This window comes from Streptomyces bathyalis (genome assembly GCF_015910445.1).
Lineage (GTDB): Bacteria > Actinomycetota > Actinomycetes > Streptomycetales > Streptomycetaceae > Streptomyces > Streptomyces bathyalis.
The window spans coordinates 5,021,468-5,039,028 of the sequence record NZ_CP048882.1; the positions used below are offsets into that span (position 1 = coordinate 5,021,468).

Annotated in this window: 14 protein-coding genes; 10 read left to right on the top strand and 4 right to left on the bottom strand. The window is 70.9% G+C overall.

From position 1 onward, the window contains the following. Positions 1-117 precede the first annotated feature (117 nt). On the bottom strand, positions 118-792 hold the full coding sequence (locus G4Z16_RS21825) for a maltokinase N-terminal cap-like domain-containing protein (RefSeq protein ID WP_197352388.1): 675 nt from the start codon (positions 790-792) through the stop codon (positions 118-120). A 555-nt stretch (positions 793-1,347) separates the two neighbouring features. Here G4Z16_RS21825 and G4Z16_RS21830 point away from each other — a divergent pair. From G4Z16_RS21830 to G4Z16_RS21850, 5 genes are all read left to right on the top strand, one after another. Then, a complete protein-coding gene (locus tag G4Z16_RS21830; protein WP_197352389.1) occupies positions 1,348-1,986 on the top strand; it encodes a hypothetical protein in 639 nt (212 codons plus the stop codon). Beyond that, the gene (locus G4Z16_RS21835; protein ID WP_425508102.1) at positions 1,983-4,199 is read left to right on the top strand and encodes a bifunctional polysaccharide deacetylase/glycosyltransferase family 2 protein; all 2,217 of its coding nucleotides are present in this window, start codon (positions 1,983-1,985) and stop codon (positions 4,197-4,199) included. The genes G4Z16_RS21830 and G4Z16_RS21835 overlap by 4 nt, the downstream gene beginning before the upstream one ends. Next, the gene (locus G4Z16_RS21840; RefSeq protein ID WP_197352390.1) at positions 4,196-5,458 is read left to right on the top strand and encodes an acyltransferase family protein; all 1,263 of its coding nucleotides are present in this window, start codon (positions 4,196-4,198) and stop codon (positions 5,456-5,458) included. The genes G4Z16_RS21835 and G4Z16_RS21840 overlap by 4 nt, the downstream gene beginning before the upstream one ends. A gap of 144 nt (positions 5,459-5,602) precedes the next feature. Then, positions 5,603-7,024, top strand: a complete 1,422-nt coding sequence (locus G4Z16_RS21845) for an MFS transporter (protein WP_197352391.1) — start codon at positions 5,603-5,605, stop codon at positions 7,022-7,024. 109 nt (positions 7,025-7,133) lie between these two features. Beyond that, on the top strand, positions 7,134-8,381 hold the full coding sequence (locus G4Z16_RS21850) for a uroporphyrinogen-III synthase (protein WP_197352392.1): 1,248 nt from the start codon (positions 7,134-7,136) through the stop codon (positions 8,379-8,381). Positions 8,382-8,403: 22 nt separating this feature from the next. Here the strand turns inward: G4Z16_RS21850 and G4Z16_RS21855 are convergent, their stop codons facing one another. Then, positions 8,404-8,841 carry a DUF4190 domain-containing protein gene (locus tag G4Z16_RS21855; RefSeq protein WP_197352393.1) on the bottom strand — a complete coding sequence of 146 codons (438 nt, stop codon included), beginning with the start codon at positions 8,839-8,841 and terminating at the stop codon, positions 8,404-8,406. Positions 8,842-9,074: 233 nt separating this feature from the next. Between G4Z16_RS21855 and G4Z16_RS21860 the strand changes: the two genes are divergently transcribed. Beyond that, a complete protein-coding gene (locus G4Z16_RS21860; protein ID WP_246530985.1) occupies positions 9,075-11,525 on the top strand; it encodes a HelD family protein in 2,451 nt (816 codons plus the stop codon). Positions 11,526-11,731: 206 nt separating this feature from the next. Here the strand turns inward: G4Z16_RS21860 and G4Z16_RS21865 are convergent, their stop codons facing one another. Continuing rightward, positions 11,732-11,938: a cold-shock protein gene (locus tag G4Z16_RS21865; RefSeq protein ID WP_028433118.1), complete on the bottom strand. Its 207-nt coding sequence runs from the start codon at positions 11,936-11,938 to the stop codon at positions 11,732-11,734. A gap of 316 nt (positions 11,939-12,254) precedes the next feature. Here G4Z16_RS21865 and G4Z16_RS21870 point away from each other — a divergent pair, with 316 nt between their 5' ends. Both G4Z16_RS21870 and G4Z16_RS21875 read left to right on the top strand, forming a co-directional pair. After that, positions 12,255-13,730, top strand: coding sequence for an NAD-dependent malic enzyme (locus G4Z16_RS21870; protein ID WP_197352395.1), 1,476 nt, complete (start codon positions 12,255-12,257; stop codon positions 13,728-13,730). Positions 13,731-14,178: 448 nt separating this feature from the next. Next, on the top strand, positions 14,179-14,460 hold the full coding sequence (locus G4Z16_RS21875; RefSeq protein WP_028436141.1) for an HU family DNA-binding protein: 282 nt from the start codon (positions 14,179-14,181) through the stop codon (positions 14,458-14,460). 129 nt (positions 14,461-14,589) lie between these two features. Here the strand turns inward: G4Z16_RS21875 and murA are convergent, their stop codons facing one another. Then, a complete protein-coding gene (gene murA / locus G4Z16_RS21880; protein WP_197352396.1) occupies positions 14,590-15,909 on the bottom strand; it encodes a UDP-N-acetylglucosamine 1-carboxyvinyltransferase in 1,320 nt (439 codons plus the stop codon). Positions 15,910-16,278: 369 nt separating this feature from the next. On the opposite strand from murA, the gene G4Z16_RS21885 reads away from it, so the two are divergent. Together G4Z16_RS21885 and G4Z16_RS21890 are read left to right on the top strand one after the other, a co-directional pair. Next, complete coding sequence (locus tag G4Z16_RS21885; RefSeq protein WP_197352397.1) at positions 16,279-16,926, top strand: YqgE/AlgH family protein; 648 nt, start codon at positions 16,279-16,281, stop codon at positions 16,924-16,926. 11 nt (positions 16,927-16,937) lie between these two features. Continuing rightward, on the top strand, positions 16,938-17,234 hold the full coding sequence (locus tag G4Z16_RS21890) for a DUF3039 domain-containing protein (protein ID WP_197352398.1): 297 nt from the start codon (positions 16,938-16,940) through the stop codon (positions 17,232-17,234). Positions 17,235-17,561: the final 327 nt, after the last annotated feature.

Genomic DNA, 17,561 nt, shown 5'->3' on the forward strand with positions numbered 1-17,561 from the left:
TCCCAGCGGCCGTCCGGCCGGCTGCCCCATCCGGTTCTGCTTCAAGGACGATCGGCCGCGGAGAAGAGGCAGTTCACCTGAGCTCGCCGAGTGAACCGCAGCTCGACGGCGCACGCCCTATGCGTGGGGCCCCTCGTGCAGAACGGCGAACAGGCCCTCGGCGCGGGTGCCGTCCGGCATCTGCCACGGACCGCAGACATGGCCTGCCGCTCCCTGCGGCGGCCTGAGCCCTCCGCCCGGGGCGGGGCGCAGCACCCTCTGCAGGCGCAGGAACCTGCCGTCCGCGAGGGGCACTTCGGTGCACTCCGGGTCGTCGGAGGGCGTTGCGGCGACGGCGGTGATGTCTGTGCGTGCAGGACTCTCTCCGGTGAAGGAGCGGGTGACCTCCCGGTCAGGGGTGTCGCTGACGCTCTGGGCCTGAGGCTCGGCCCGGCCCTCGATCAGGGCGAGCAACTGGGCGGTCATCACCGGGTCGTGGCAACCGTCGTAGGCCCAGCGCTGCCCGAGCACGCCGTGTTCCATGGTGCCGATCAGTGCGTGATCCGCCCCGTCGAGCGGCGCACTCCGATAGGTCAGCGGTACCAGGTAGTTGACCGGTTCGCTGCCCGAGGTGTCGGCGGCGACCATGAATTCGATGCCCACCTCACCCCGCGGGTCGTCCAGCCGGAAGCCGCCCGCCTTGGCGAACTGCGGTCCGCCCGCGCCTCCGCGGTACCACGGACGGGAGGGGAGCCACGGCGTGAGAAGTTCGAGCTTTGTCGGCTTAACGGTGGTGTGGTGGATGATGGCCATGTGAATATCCTCCTCCGTGTGTGAATTCGATCTTCACCATTTCTCCTCATGGAGGGATGCGAGAGCGGTTCGGTCCGACGCGATCACGAGTCGCCCTTGCTCCTCGCCTCTCCCTCAGTGGCCGCTAAACACTATTCCTGTAACAGCACGGGTGCGACGTCATGATGCGGCGCAATGCCCTCGTCGCCCCGGCGCACGAGGGGGGACGAGATGGCCGGCGGCGGTTCCCTTCGGTGCAAGTCCGTTCAGTCGGGGGCGAGTTGGAGGCGTGCGGGTACGACTGCGTCTTGCCCCGGGGGGCCTGGATGAGCGCGCTGAGGGTGCCCCGTGCTCCCCTCGGGCCGCATGGGTTGACAACGGCATGTCACCGTGTTGTCACAGCAGTGTCCAATAATCAGTAAAAAGACCAACTAGTCACATTTATGCCTTCACATTTGCGATACATTTTCTCCTTCAACAAGGAGGGGGCGTGCTCACCATCGTGGGAGGCGCGCGTGAAGTGACATGGGTGAACAGCCAGAGCGGCCCCGGGACAGTGGCGCTGGACCGGTATTTGTGGACAGCAGCGGAGGGCGCCGCCGTACCTGGCGCCGGCTCGGTTTGGCGATGGGGGCCATCGGCGGGGGGTATGCGCTGGTCGTGGCGGTGACCGTGATCGGCGGACACTCCGAGGCGCCCTGGGGGGTGCTGATACCAGGAGCGGACGACCGGGCCGCGAGGGTTGTCCCCGAACGGGGCGAGTCGCAGACGAAGGCCCCCTGGGCCGACGGGGCCCGCCTGGGCGAGCCGGGCGCCTACGCCTCCCCGACGGACAACCCGTCGGACCCCAACAGCGCACGCTCGCCCGTGACTTCGCCCGAGGCGTCGCCTGCGGATCGTGCCGCCGCGGGGACGGGCGTCAAGGCGAAGACCGCGCGCAGCGGCACCTTTGCCGACTCCGGAGGCACGAGCAAGGGCAACACCGGTGGGAGTGCGCCCGGTTCGGGCAGCGCCGGCGGCACCGGTGGCAGCACCGGCGGAGCCGTGCCGACGGAACCGTCCACCGAGCCCACGGAAGGCGGCACCACCGGCTCGCCGACCCCCACAGCCGATCCGTCGGGGTCCCCCGATTCCCAGTCGGAGGGCGGACTCTCCGGCCTCCTCGGCGGGATCCTCGGCGGTCCGAGCAGCACCGTGGCGGCGGGTGCCGAGTGACACAGGCGCCCGCACGTCCCCGGCGGACGCGGCTGCCGCTGCGCTACCTCCTGCCGGCCGTTCTGCTCGTCGTCGTCTCGGTGATGATGCTGCTGCGCGGCTACGTGCACAGCGAGTTCCTCGCCGACCACCGGGTACGGCCCCCGGCCGCCACCGACGCCGTACCGGAGAAGGTCCTCACGGGAGGACCCGTTCTCGACGCACGCGGTTCCGAGCCCGTCAGCTACCGCGTGCCCGACCACAAGATCGTGCTGACCTTCGACGACGGCCCCGACCCGGAGTGGACGCCGAAGATCCTCGACAAGCTCGCCCAATACGACGCGCACGCCGTCTTCTTCGTCACCGGCACCATGACCTCCCGCTATCCGGACCTGGTGCGGCGGATGGTCGACGAGGGGCACGAGGTGGGGCTGCACACCTTCAACCACCCCGACCTGTCCTACCAGTCCTCTTCGCGCATCCACCGTGAACTCGCCCAGAGCCAGCTCGCGTTGGCGGGCGCGGCGGGCGTGCACACGTCGCTGTTCCGGCCGCCGTACTCCTCCACCGCAGACGCGCTCGACAACAAGTCGTGGCCCGTCACCCGCGAGATCGCGAAACGCGGCTACATCACCGCGTTCATCGACACCGACAGCGAGGACTGGGCACGTCCGGGCGTCGACGAGATCGTGCGCCGCTCCACCCCGGAGCCGGGCAAAGGCGCGATCGTGCTGATGCACGACTCGGGCGGCAACCGTTCGCAGACGGTGGCCGCACTGGACCGGATGCTGCCGCAGTTCGAGGCACAGGGGTACCAATTCCCGCGCCTGACCGAGGCGTTGGGCGCTCCGAGCCCGCACACCGCCGTGCGCGGGGTCGACCTGTGGAAGAGCCGTGCCTTCGTCGCGGCGGTGGGCGTCTCCGACAACGTCATCGGCGTGCTCATCGTGTCGCTGGTCGTGGCCGGTGTCCTCGTCCTCGGGCGGTTCGTGCTGATGATCGCTCTGTCGTCCGTGCACGTCCGCCGCGTCAGGCGCCGCCGGCCGGGGAGAGGCGAGCCGGAGGCCGCTGCAGGGCGGGGGCCGCCTGTCACGGAGCCCGTCACGGTGATCGTGCCCGCGTACAACGAGCGAGAGTGCATCGCCAACACCGTGCTCTCCCTCGCGGCGAGCGACCATCCCGTCGAGGTGATCGTCATCGACGACGGCTCCACGGACGGCACCCCCGAGATCGTGGAAGCGCTCGGCCTGCCCGGTGTCCGCGTGCTGCGCCAGGCCAACTCCGGCAAGTCCGTCGCCCTCAACACCGGCCTGAGGCATGCCACGTTCGAGATCGTCGTGATGATGGACGGTGACACCGTCTTCGAGCCCTCGACCGTGCGGGAACTCGTCCAGCCCTTCGCCGATCCGCGCGTCGGCGCCGTCGCCGGCAACGCGAAGGTCGGCAACCGCCGCAAGCTGATCGGGGCATGGCAGCACATCGAGTACGTGATGGGCTTCAACCTCGACCGCCGCATGTACGACGTGCTGCGCTGCATGCCGACGATCCCCGGCGCCGTCGGTGCGTTCCGGCGTACGGCGCTGCAACGCGTCGGCGGCATGAGCGACGACACGCTGGCCGAGGACACCGACGTGACGATGGCGCTGCACCGCGACGGCTGGCACATCGTGTACGCCGAGCGAGCGCGGGCCTGGACCGAGGCGCCGGAGACCGTGAAGCAGCTGTGGTCGCAGCGCTACCGCTGGAGCTACGGCACCATGCAGGCGATCTGGAAGCACCGCCGGGCGGTGCTGGACCGCGGCCCGTCGGGACGCTTCGGCCGGGTCGGGCTGCCGCTCGTGACGATGTTCACGGTGATCGCGCCCATGCTCGCGCCGCTGATAGACGTCTTCCTCGTCTACGGGCTGGTCTTCGGGCCTGCGATGCGGACGCTGGAAGCCTGGCTGGTCGTGCTGCTCGTCCAGGGTGCGTGCGCGGCGTACGCGTTCCGGCTGGACGGCGAGCGCCTGACCCCGCTGCTGACTCTGCCCCTCCAGCAGTTGATGTACCGGCAGTTGATGTACGTCGTGCTGATGCAGTCCTGGATCACCGCGCTCACGGGCGGGCGGCTGGGCTGGCAGAAGCTGCGCCGTACGGGCCTGTTGAACTCCGCGCCCGGCGCGCACGCCATGTCCGCGCACGACCCGCGGACCGGCGGCGTGACGGGGGCCAGAGAGAAGAGCACCGTCGGATGACAACCCGCCCGGCCACGGAATCCTCCCCCGCGGCCACCTCCTCGGGTCGATCGCCGGCTCGTGCGCCCGCGGGTGCGCCGCCCGCACGGGACCGCTATCTGGACCTGCTGCGGGCGGTCGCCCTGGTGCGAGTCGTCGTCTACCACACCTTCAACTGGGCCTGGCTGACGTTCCTCTTCCCGTCCATGGGCGTGATGTTCGCCCTCGCGGGCTCGCTGATGGCGCGGTCACTGGGACGGCCCGCGGCCGCCGTCGTACGCGGCAGGGTGCGCAGGCTGCTGCTGCCGCTCTGGCTGTACGGGGCGGTGCTGCTGACGGTGCTCTTCGCACAGGGGTGGCGGCCCGGCCACGGCGCGGGCGCGTGGCTGCGCATGCTGTGCTGGATCGTGCCGCTGGGCAGCCCGCCGTACCCGGAGGAGATCGGCGGCAACGGCGGTCTGCTGGACGCCACTTGGGCGATGGAGACGGCCGGACCCCTGTGGTACCTGCGGGCCTACCTGTGGTTCGTGCTGGCCTCGCCGCTGCTGCTGCGCGCCTTCCGGCGGCTGCCGTGGGTGACGCTGCTCACGCCGCTCGCGCTGACCGCCGTCGTCGGCACGGGTGTCGTGACGGTTCCCGGCGAGACCGGGGAGGCCGTTACCGACTTCGCCGTGTACGGCTCCTGCTGGCTGCTGGGCTTCGCGCACCACGACGGGCTGCTGCGGCGCATCCCCATGTACGCCGTGGCCCTCGCGGCTCCCGTGGTGATGGGCGCAGGCCTCTGGTGGGCGAGCGGCCACCTGGGCGAGGAGGGCTGGGATCTCAACGACATCCCGCTCGGCCAGGCCCTCTGGTCGTTCGGCTTCTGTGTGCTGCTGCTCCGCGTCAGCCCGTCCTGGCACCGCCTGCCCGGTCCGCTGGGCCGCCTGGAACGTCCGGTCACGCTGGCCAACTCCCGTGCCGTCACGCTCTATCTGTGGCACCAGCCGGCGCTCGTCGCGACGGTTCCTCTGCTCGACCTGCTGTGGCGCATCCCGGCGATCGGTGATTCGCAGGCCCTGTCGGCCGCGCTGGAGAGCTGGTCCGACGCGCTGATGTTCCTGGCCGTGTGGCCGCTGGTGGCACTGCTGATCGCGGCCTTCGGATGGGCCGAGGACGTGGCCGCCAGGCGACGGCCGCGGCTGTGGCCCCGTACCAGGACACCGAAGCCGGAGGCGCGCGGGTCCAGCACGCCGAAGACACCTGACGCACCGCTCACCGGCACCGGTCGCGGCAGGTGAGCGCAAGGTTTCCTGTACGACACCTCCCGGCACGGCACCGAAACGCGCCGTCCCTAGCTTCGGACGCAGCATCCGGCAGTGACATCCGGCAGAGACGCCGATCTTGACACCGCCGGACCGCAACCCGGAACCTGTGGAGGCGCCATGACTGATGCGACCGCTGCGCCCGGCAGCACCGACGAGACCGCGCACAAGAAGGGCCGCTGGATCGAGCACTGGGATCCGGAGGACGAGACGTTCTGGCGAGAGAGCGGCGAACGCGTCGCGCACCGCAACCTGCTGCTGTCGGTCTTCTCCGAGCACATCGGCTTCTCCGTCTGGACGCTGTGGTCGGTCCTGGTGCTGTTCATGGGGCCCGAGTACGGAGTCGACCCGGCCGGGAAGTTCCTGCTGATCTCCATGGCGACGCTCGTCGGCGCTGTGGCCCGGGTCCCCTACACCTTCGCCGTCGCCCGCTTCGGAGGCCGCAACTGGACGGTCATCAGCGCGGCCATGCTGCTGTTGCCGACCGTGGCGGCGCTGGTGGTCATGGAACCCGGCACGTCCTACACGACGTTCCTGGTGGTCGCGCTGCTCGCAGGTGTGGGAGGAGGCAACTTCGCCTCCTCCATGACCAACATCAACTCCTTCTTCCCGCTGCGCCGCAAGGGCTGGGCCCTCGGCGTCAACGCGGGCGGCGGCAACATCGGCGTACCGGTCGTGCAGCTCGCCGGTCTCGCGGTGATCGCCACGGCCGGAGCCGGCCATCCACGCGTCCTGCTCGGCATCTACATCCCGCTGATCCTGCTCGCCGCCGCCTGCTCCGCACGCTGGATGGACAACCTCACGCCCGTGCGCAACGACACCGGGGCCGCCAAGGGGGCGGTGCGGGACGCCCACACCTGGATCATGTCCTTCCTCTACATCGGGACGTTCGGCTCCTTCATCGGCTACAGCTTCGCCTTCGGGCTCGTGCTGCAGACGCAGTTCGCCCGTACGCCGCTCCAGGCCGCCTCGCTCACCTTCCTCGGGCCGCTGCTGGGTTCGCTCGTACGTCCGCTGGGCGGGCAGCTCGCCGACCGCTTCGGCGGAGCGCGGATCACGCTGTGGAACTTCGCCGGGATGGGCGCCGCGACGCTCGTGGTCGTGGCGGCCTCGCTGCGCGAATCGCTGCCCGTCTTCCTCGTGGGCTTCACGGCGCTGTTCGTGCTGAGCGGCATCGGGAACGGGTCGACGTACAAGATGATCCCGGCGATATTCCACGCCAAGGCAGTGGCGGACGGACGGAGCGGCGAGGCCGCGGCCGCGGAGGCCCGCCGGCTGTCGGGCGCTGCCATGGGCCTGATCGGGGCGGTCGGTGCGCTCGGCGGGCTGGGAATCAATCTGGCCTTCCGGCAGTCGTTTGAGACGTTGGGGACAGGAACAGCGGCATACCTCACCTTCCTGGGCTTCTACGGAGTGTGCTGCGCGGTCACCTGGGCCGTCTATCTGCGGCGTCCGGCCGCGCCCCGAGGCGGCCGGGAGGGCGACCGTGCCGCACCATCGGCGGACCGGGAGAGGCAGCCCGCCGCATACGCCGAGGTGTGAGGGGTGTGAACTCCCGGCGTAACAGCCGGGAAACCCCGGAGCACCGAGCCCGTCATCCGCTGTTGACAGGCTCGGTGTTCCGTACGAACAGGGGCGGAGCGAGAAGGACATGCCGGAGCAGCCAGAGAACACTGCGGCGCGGGACGCACCCGGGCAGGACACACCGTCCGGCCAGGTCACCCCGCGCACGCAGCACGAGCAACAGGTGAAGCCGAAGCCGCTCGCCGGCTTCACCGTCGGCGTCACCGCCGCCCGCCGCGCCGAGGAGCTGGGCGCCCTGCTGGAGCGCCGCGGCGCGGAGGTGCTGCACGCGCCGGCGCTGCGCATCGTCCCGCTCGCCGACGACAGCGAACTCCTCGACGCCACCAAGGCCCTCGTCGAGCGCGCCCCCGACACCGTGATCGCGACGACGGCGATCGGCTTCCGCGGCTGGATCGAGGCCGCCGAGGGCTGGGGCGTCGGCGCGGACCTGCTCAAGTGCCTGGACGAGGTGGAGGTGCTCGCCCGCGGGCCGAAGGTGCGCGGCGCCATCCGCGCGGCCGGGCTGAAGGAGGCGTGGTCGCCGGAGTCGGAGTCCATGGCCGAAGTGCTCGACCACCTCCTCGCCCAGGGCGTGGACGGGCGGCGCATCGCGCTGCAGTTGCACGGCGAGCCGCTGCCCGGCTTCGTGGAGTCGCTGCGGGAGGCGGGCGCGGAGGTCGTCGGTGTGCCGGTCTACCGCTGGATGCCGCCCGAGGACATAGCTCCCGTCGACCGCCTGATCGACGCGGTCCTCGCCCGCGGCGTCGACGCCCTGGCCTTCACCAGCGCGCCCGCCGCCGCCTCGCTGCTGGAGCGCGCCGAGCGCCGAGGTGTACGTGAGGCGCTGCTGGAGGCGATGCGTACGGACGTGCTCGCGGCGTGTGTGGGCCCGGTGACGGCGGCGCCGCTGGAGAGCCACGACGTGCCGACCGTGCAGCCGGAACGCTTCCGGCTGGGCCCCCTCGTACAGCTGCTCTGCACCGAACTGCCGGGCCGGCTGCGGGCGTTGCCCGTCGCAGGGCACCGGGTCGAGATCCGCGGGCGGGCCGTCGTCGTCGACGGCGAGCTGCGGACGGTGCAGCCCGCGGGCATGGCGCTGCTGCGGTCGCTGGCCCGCCGCCCCGGCTGGGTCGTCTCACGGGCCGAGCTGCTGCGTGCCCTGCCCGGCTCCGGAACGGACGAGCACGCGGTGGAGACCGCGATGGCACGTCTGCGCGTCGGGCTGGGCGCCCCGAAGCTGATCCAGACCGTCGTCAAGCGCGGCTACCGGCTCGCTCTCGACGCCGCCTCGGACAGCGGCAAGTACGACGGGCCGCCGCCCGTCGCGGGGCCCTGAGCCCCGGAAGCCCCACGGGTCACTACTGGCTGAAGCTGTCGATGAAGTCCTGCTGGCACTCCTGCTGTTCGGCCGTCGTGGCCGCCTTCTCCGTGCAGTCCTGGAATTCCTGGTAGTCCCCGGACCCCACCAAGGACACCGCGAGGGCCAGGATGACCGACGAGCCGATGAGCGCGAGGGCACCGATGACCGCGCCGACCATGGCGAGGGTGCCGTTCGTGGCCTCGCCCCGCTTGCCGCGCCGGAAGCCGACTATGCCGAAGATCAGCGCGAGCAGCCCGAGGACGACCCCGCCCAGGATCGTCCAGAACAGCAGCGCCCCGATCAGCCCGAGCGTGAGGGCGGCCGTGCCCATGCCGTTGCGCGGCGGCCGTGCGGGCTCCCACCCCTCCTCCCCGTAGCCGGGGCCTGCGCCCCCGTGCCCCTGGTGGGCCTGTCCCCAGCTCTGCGGTGAAGTCATGGTGTGAGTCCTTAAGGGTGTGCTCGGCTTCCCGGGTAGCCACGGTTCTGCCCCGGCTCCCGGCCCGTTACTCCTGCGGGCATCGTGGCAGGTGCGCCGGGATGGCGGTTCGCGTACGGTTGACGGCTGCCCTTGGGCGAGCCCGAGAAGACGCAGCAGGCCGCGGTCAGGCGCGGCATCCGTCCTCGCCCCGGGCCCCGAGGGGTCTGAACCAGCAGAAGGGGGCCGCGTCGTTGGCAGCGCAGCACGACTCCGTCCGGGAGCGGGAGATCCGTGAGGAGCAGGAGCACCTGGACGGTGTCTACCGCCGGCTCGAGGAGAAGATCCACGAAGCCGAGTTCCTGATGGACGACGCCTCGAAGCGTGCCCAGGTCGGTACCCCTGGAGCGCTGGCGGAGCGTGACGCGCAGGTCTTCCGCGCCGGAGTGCACCTCAACAAGCTGAACCGCGAGTTCGAGGACTTCCTCTTCGGGCGCATCGACCTGCTCCCCGGCGCCGACGCGCAGAGGGGCCCGGACGGCGCGTACACGTCCATCGAACCCGCCGAGGGCTCCGTGCGCCCCGACGGAACGGCCGACATCGCCGAGACCCTGCACGTCGGGCGGATGGGCGTGCTCGACGCCGACTACACCCCGCTCGTCATCGACTGGCGCGCACCCGCCGCCGCGCCCTTCTACCGCGCGACGCCCGTCGCGCCCGGACGTGTCGTGCGGCGCCGGGTCATCCGCAGCAAGGGCCGCACGGTCCTCGGCGTCGAGGACGACCTGCTGCGCCCCGAGCTCACCGCCCGCCTCGACGGCCGGGAGCTGTCCGTCATCGGCGACGGCGCCCTCATGGCCGCGCTCGGGCGGGCCCGCAGCCACGCGATGCGGGACATCGTCTCCTCCATCCAGGCCGAGCAGGACCTCGTCATCCGCGCGCCCGCCGCGTCCGTCACGGAGGTCGAGGGCGGTCCGGGCACCGGCAAGACCGCCGTGGCGCTGCACCGCGCCGCCTACCTTCTCTACCAGGACAGGCGGCGCTACGCGGGCGGCATCCTCGTCGTCAGCCCGACGCCGCTCCTCGTCTCCTACACGGAGGGCGTGCTGCCCTCGCTCGGCGAGGAGGGGCAGGTCGCCATCCGGGCGCTCGGCTCGCTGGTCGAGGGCGCCGACGCCGCGACGTACGACGAACAGCACGTCGCCCGCGTGAAGGGATCGGCGCGCATGGCGAAGGTCCTCCACAGGGCGGCGCGCAGCTCGCTGGCCACCGGCGAAGCGCCCGACGTGCTGCGCGTCGTGGCCTTCCGCAACCGTGTCGAGCTGGACGCCGCCGAGCTGCGCCATGTGCGGCAGCAGGTGCTCAGCGGCACCGCGCCCGTCAACCTGATGCGCCCCCGTGCCCGCAAGTTCCTGCTGGACGCGCTGTGGGAGAAGTCGGGGGCAGGACGCCGGTACACCGATCCGGAGCTGGAGGCCGAGGCGCGCGAGGGGTTCGACGAGGACATCTCCTCCGAGGACGGCTTCGTCTCCTTTCTCGACGCCTGGTGGCCGGAGCTGACGCCCCGCCGCGTGCTGGCCTCGCTCGCCGACGAGGAGAACCTCGCGCGCATCGCCGGGGCCACCTCCCGGCCGGCGCGGACCGGCCGGACCGCGGGGCAGGGCAGCACGAGGACGGCGGGCCGGGGCCGTTCCCGCCGCCTGATGGACGCCGACGAGGCGAAGGCCGTCGCCGCCTCACTGCGCCGCCTCGACGAGGACGGCCAGGGCCCGCTCTCCGTGCACGACGTGGCGCTCCTGGACGAGCTGCGCGTCCTGCTCGGCACGCCCCCGAAACCCCGCAGGCGCGAGACGGACACCTCGTACGGGGACGCGGTCTGGGGCGACCCGATGGAACAGCTCACCGGGCTGGACGAGTTGACGACGGCCGCCGACCGCGATCCCACCTCGCGGCGTGAGCGCGCCGAGCTGCAGGCGGAGGAGCGGACCGACTACGCGCACGTCATCGTCGACGAGGCACAGGATCTGACGCCCATGCAGTGGCGGATGGTCGGCCGCCGCGGCCGGCACGCCACCTGGACGGTCGTCGGCGACCCGGCCCAGAGCTCGTGGCCGGACACCGAGGAGGCCGCCGAGGCACGCACGGAGGCCCTGGGCGCGCGGCCGCGCCGGCGCTTCGAACTGACCGTCAACTACCGCAACCCGGCCGAGATCGCGGAGCTCGCGGACCGGGTGCTGGCGCTGGCGATGCCGGGCATGGCGCCCCCGAAGGCGGTGCGCTCGACGGGCCTGCGGCCCCGGTTCGCCGTCGTACGGGGCGAGTTGGGCGCGGCGGTGCGCGAGGAGGCGGAGCGTGCGCTGGCGGAGGTGGACGGCACCGTGGGCGTCGTCGTGCCGATGGGCCGCAGGGGCGAGGCCCGCGAATGGCTGGCAGGGCTCGGCGACCGCGTCGTGGCCCTGGGAAGCCTGGAGGCCAAGGGACTTGAGTACGACGCGACGCTCGTGGTCTCGCCCGCAGAGATCGCCGGCACCACCCGGGACGAGCACGGTGAGGGTGGTGCCGGAACCACCGGCGGGGGAGGAGCGATGGCCGGGCTGCGCGTGCTCTACGTGGCTCTCACGAGGGCGACGCAGCGGCTGACGGTGCTGTCCGCGGAGCCCGATCTGCCCGACGCGGACGGTGTCCCGGAACTGCTCAGAGACTGACGGGAATCGCCACCGGGAAGGGAATCGCTCGCTGGGCCTGTTTGTTAGCCTGGATGTGGCACCGGCCCGATCCATGCCCCCGGGCCCAACCATTGTCGCTTCGAGCGACCACTTGCCGCGAGGCGAGCTGGCGGGTCGGTGTCACCAAAGACTTCTCGAGCTTCCACGTCTGTGAAGCTCTCCGTTGGGGTTCGTGTCCTCGGCCTTCAGCCGATGATTCGGACCCCTTCCGCCTGCGGGCCCTTGCGGCCCTCCGCGATCTCGAATTCGACCCGCTGGGTGTCCTGCAGACTGCGGTAGCCCTCTCCGTGGATCGAGCTGTAGTGGACGAATACGTCCGGTCCGCCGTCCTCCTGGGCGATGAAGCCGTAGCCCTTCTCGGCGTTGAACCACTTGACGGTGCCCTGAGCCATTCCTGGTCTCCCTGTATGCATATGGGGTTTGCGGGCCGATCCTAGGCTGAGATGGGGCGCTTTGAAGTGATTTGGGGCGTAGACACAGAGTTTCGCGCCGGGGTCGATAGAAGGGGCCGGAGGAGTGCCGATCACGGGCATCTCGTACTGTGGAAGGCTCTTTCCGTACCCGAAGCCGGGGTGATCCGCGGGTTACCCCGTACCGGGTGGTAGGTGGGACGATCTGTTGACGTGCCCCACCCCTGGGCGCCAATACTTCGGCGCTGCGGTTCGGTGCGGAGCAACGCGTCAAGGGAAAGCAGAGGGAAGTCGGCAAATGAGCGCGCCCAGCGTCTCCTACTCGATGACTGTCCGCCTGGAGGTCCCCGCCGGAGGGACCGCGGTCAGCCAGATCACCACGGTCGTGGAGTCGTCGGGCGGTTCGGTCACCGGCCTCGATGTCACCGCCTCGGGTCACGAGCGGCTGCGTATCGACGTCACGATCGCCGCCTCGTCCACGGCGCACGCCGACGAGATCGTCGCCGAGCTGCGCGGCATCGAGGGCGTCGCCCTCGGCAAGGTCTCCGACCGTACGTTCCTGATGCACCTCGGCGGCAAGATCGAGATGTCGTCGAAGCACCCCATTCGCAATCGCGACGATCTCTCCATGATCTACACGCCGGGCGTGGCCCGTGTGTGCACGCAGATCGCGGAACACCCCGAGGACGCGCGGCGGTTGACGATCAAGCGCAACAGCGTCGCCGTCGTCACGGACGGCTCGGCGGTGCTGGGTCTGGGCAACATCGGCCCGCAGGCCGCGCTGCCGGTGATGGAGGGCAAGGCCGCCCTCTTCAAGCGCTTCGCCGGGATCGACGCCTGGCCGATCTGCCTGGACACCCAGGACACCGACGCGATCGTGGAGATCGTGCGGGCGCTGGCGCCGGGCTTCGCCGGGATCAACCTCGAGGACATCTCCGCGCCGCGCTGCTTCGAGATCGAGGCGCGGCTGCGCGAGCTCGTCGACATCCCCGTTTTCCACGACGACCAGCACGGCACGGCCATCGTCGTGCTCGCCGCGCTCTACAACGCGCTGCGCGTCGTCGACAAGCGCATCGAGGACATCCGCGTGGTGATGTCCGGCGCTGGAGCCGCCGGTACGGCCATCCTGAAGCTGCTGCTGGAGGCGGGCGTCAAGCACGCGATCGTCGCCGACATCCACGGCGTGGTGCACGACGGGCGCGAGGACCTCGTCGATGAGGCCGAGGGCTCGCCGCTGCGCTGGATCGCGGAGAACACCAACTCCGAAGGCGTCACGGGCACCTTGAAGGACGCCGTGGTCGGCACGGACGTCTTCATCGGCGTCTCCGCGCCCAATGTGCTCGGCGGCGAGGACGTGGCGCGCATGGCGGAGGGCGCGATCGTGTTCGCTCTCGCCAATCCCGACCCGGAGATCGACCCGGCGGTGGCGCGCGAGACGGCCTCCGTCGTCGCCACGGGCCGCTCCGACTTCCCGAACCAGATCAACAACGTGCTGGTCTTCCCCGGCGTCTTCCGCGGCCTGCTGGACGCGCAGTCGCGGTCCGTCAACGACGAGATGATGCTCGCGGCGGCGCGGGCGCTCGCGGACGTGGTCCTCGAGGACGAGCTGAACCCGAACTACATCATCCCCAGCGTCTTCAACGAGAAGGTCTCCGGAGCCGTGGCGGGCGCCGTGCGGGACGCGGCGCGCGCCGCCGGTGAGGCGGCTGTCACACATGCGCCGGCGGTGACGACGGCGGCGGCCGCCACCGCGGCGGACGGTCCCGTGGACTGAGCACGCCGGTGCGGCGGATGCGTCGGCGGCGCACGTCACGTGCCACTCGGCGGTTTGCACGGGCCGTAGGGGGTACGCACGGCCTGGTGAGCTCGGACCGTGAGCGGTCCGGGGTGACGGCGCTCACCCCGTGGCGGCACGGCGCGTCGCGAGGTGCAGGGTCACGGCGCCCCCTCTAGGGTTGCGGCAGACACAAGCCTTGGGGCGTCAGCACAGCGGGGCCTTCGCCGCCGCTCGTGTGACTCCGCAGCTGTCAGAACGTTCCGGATTGGCTTTCCCGCCGCACGTAGGGGCAGGATTCGTTCCCGGGGGACTTCGTCCTGGGGATTCCCCAAAGGGGCGGGAGGGTCTCTAAGCAGACCCTGGTCAGGGGACTGTCCGAGGGCCCTGGCAGCATCGGCTTCGATCTCACGCCTCATCGGCAAGAAGAACACGGGAGTAACGAGTTATGAACCGCAGTGAGCTGGTGGCCGCTCTCTCCGAGCGCGCCGAGGTGACCCGTAAGGACGCCGACGCCGTTCTGGCCGCCCTCGCCGAGACCATCGGCGAGGTCGTCTCCAAGGGCGACGAGAAGGTCACCATCCCGGGTTTCCTCACCTTCGAGCGCACGCACCGTGCGGCCCGGACCGCGCGGAACCCGCAGACCGGCGACCCGATCGAGATTCCGGCCGGGTACAGCGTGAAGGTGTCGGCCGGCTCCAAGCTCAAGGAAGCCGCGAAGGGCAAGTAAGCGGCCCACTCGCCCGGCACGGCTCACGGCCGTCCCGGACCACGCACGACAAGGGCGGTCACCCCGAGAGGGTGACCGCCCTTCGTGTGCCTTGAGCCGGGCCGGAGCCGCGGCCATACCCGCCCCGGGCTACGGGCGCTCGGCCTTGGCGCCCAGTTCCGCGAGCTTCTTCATGAAGTTCTCGTAGCCGCGGTTGATCAGGTCGATGCCGTGGACGCGGGAGGTGCCCTGGGCGGCGAGCGCCGCGATCAGGTACGAGAAGCCGCCGCGCAGGTCGGGAATGATCAGATCCGAGCCCTGCAGCTTCGTCGGCCCGGAAACCACCGCGGAGTGCAGGAAGTTGCGCTGTCCGAAGCGGCATGCGGAGCCGCCGAGGCACTCGCGGTAGAGCTGGATGTGCGCGCCCATCTGGTTCAGCGCGGAGGTGAAGCCCAGTCGGGACTCGTAGACCGTCTCGTGGACGATGGACAGGCCCGTGGCCTGGGTGAGGGCGACGACCAGCGGCTGCTGCCAGTCGGTCTGGAAGCCGGGGTGCACGTCCGTCTCCAGCGCGATGGACTTCAGCGGGCCGCCCGGGTGCCAGAAGCGGATCCCCTCGTCGAGGACCTCGAAGGCGCCGCCGACCTTCCGGAAGGTGTTGAGGAAGGTCATCATCTCGCGCTGGCTGGCGCCCCGCACGAAGACCTGGCCCTCGGTGGCGAGCGCCGCGCTCGCCCACGAGGCGGCCTCGAGGCGGTCGGGAAGGGCGCTGTGGGTGTAGCCGCCCAGCTTGTCGACGCCGGTGATGCGGATCGTGCGGTCCGTGTCCATCGAGATGATCGCGCCCATCTTCTGCAGCACGCAGATGAGGTCCTCGATCTCGGGCTCGACGGCGGCATTGCTCAGCTCGGTGGAGCCCTCCGCGAGGACCGCGGTGAGCAGCACCTGCTCGGTGGAGCCGACGGACGGGTACGGCAGGCGGATCTTGGTGCCGCGCAGCCGCTGCGGCGCCTCCAGGTACTGGCCGTCGGCGCGCTTCTCGATCGTCGCGCCGAACTGGCGCAGCACGTCGAAGTGGAAGTCGACGGGACGGCCGCCGATGTCGCAGCCGCCCAGACCCGGGATGAAGGCGTGCCCCAGGCGGTGCAGCAGGGGGCCGCAGAAGAGGATCGGGATGCGGGAGGAGCCCGCGTGCGCGTCGATGTCGGCGACGTTCGCGCTCTCGACGTGCGAGGGGTCGAGCACCAGCTCGCCGGTCTCCTCGCCGGCGGTCACGGTCGTGCCGTGCAGTTGCAGAAGACCCCGCACGACCCGCACATCGCGGATGTCGGGGACGTTGCGGAGCCGGCTCGGCTCGCTTCCCAGCAGCGCGGCGACCATCGCCTTCGGAACGAGGTTCTTTGCGCCACGGACACGGATCTCGCCATCGAGCGGTGTGCCGCCGTGGACGAGCAGGACGTCGTCGGTCATGGATCTCCGCGTTCCTGAAGACGGTTCGGGGCAGATGATTCGGGGCCTCGTGGGCCCGGCAGGCCCCTGGAGAAGCTCTGGGGCAAGGACGAAGGACAATCGTAATGGTGTTGGCTCAGCGGCGCGTATGGGCCGTAGGGGGACCGGCCGCGCACGGAGTGAGCAGCATCACGTTGTGTGGAGGATCCGCGTCCGGACCGTGACCGCGGTTGCGCATACGGGGTGGATTGTGCGGGGGTGTGCCGGTGCCCTTGCGCGGAATCTGCGGAGATTCGGTGCGCGGCTGGTGACCAGGGCAGACGTCCCATCCCGGGTTCCGGATCCGGCCGTTGGCTCCCACGGAAGGCCCACGTGCGGGATCATTGCCGCATGACCGAGGTGTCCTCGCTCACCGGGCGGCTGCTGGTCGCCACCCCGGTGCTCGCCGACCCGAACTTCGACCGTGCCGTGGTGCTGCTGCTCGACCACGACGCGGAGGGGTCGCTCGGTGTGGTGCTCAACCGCCCCACGCCCGTCGACGTCGGCGACATCCTGGAGCCCTGGGCCGCGCTCGCCGGGGAGCCCGGCGTCGTCTTCCAGGGCGGGCCCGTCTCGCTGGACGCCGCGCTGGGCGTGGCGGTGGTCCCCGCGTCGCAGGGCGGCGGGCACGCGGACGGGGAGCAGCCGGAGGCCGAGCAGGACGGTGGCGGGCCCTCGGGCGCGGCCGGCGAGGAGGGGCGTGACGGGCCGCTGGGGTGGCGCCGCGTGCACGGTGCGATCGGCCTGGTCGACCTGGAGGCGCCGCCGGAGCTGCTCGCCGCCGAGCTGGGCTCTCTGCGCATCTTCGCCGGGTATGCGGGCTGGGGCCCGGGGCAGCTGGAGAAGGAGTTGTCCGAGGGTGCGTGGTATGTCGTCGAGTCCGAACCGGGCGATGTCTCCTCGCCGTCGCCGGAGCGTCTGTGGCGGTCCGTCCTGCGGCGGCAGCGCAGTGAACTGGCGATGGTGGCCACATACCCGGACGATGCCTCACTGAATTAGGCTTGGTCCGCATGAGCACTCTTGAGCCTGAGCGCGGTACGGGCACCGGCACGCTCGTCGAGCCGACCCCGCAGACGTCGCACGGAGACGGCGACCACGAACGGTTCGCCCATTACGTCCAGAAGGACAAGATCATGGCGAGCGCCATGGACGGGACTCCCGTTGTGGCGCTCTGCGGCAAGGTCTGGGTTCCGGGCCGTGATCCGAAGAAGTACCCGGTCTGTCCCATGTGCAAGGAGATCTACGAGACGATGAGCTCCGGCGGGGGCAAGGGCGGCGACAAGGACGGCAAGGGCGGCGGCAAGTAACTGCCCGGCGCCGGCGCGAGAGCGGCGGCGCTGACCCTCCTGTCAGGACCGTTCGGCCCGTCCGGTGGTTCCGTTCCCGGTCGGCTCTCCGTTCCGGCTTTCCGCGCAAGGCTCACGGCGCGCCCCGTCCGTCCCACTTTCCGGGACGGACGGGGCGCGCTGGCGTGTGCGGGGGCGGGCGCAGTTCCGTGCGCTTACGCGCGTGCTTCCGGGCGCACTCGGGAACGGATTGGTCGAGACCTATTGCCCGGGCGGGTGACGGCTCGTAACCTCCTGTGCGGTTGTGCGACGCGGAACTTGCGTTGCGAATTCTGCAATGCCCTATGA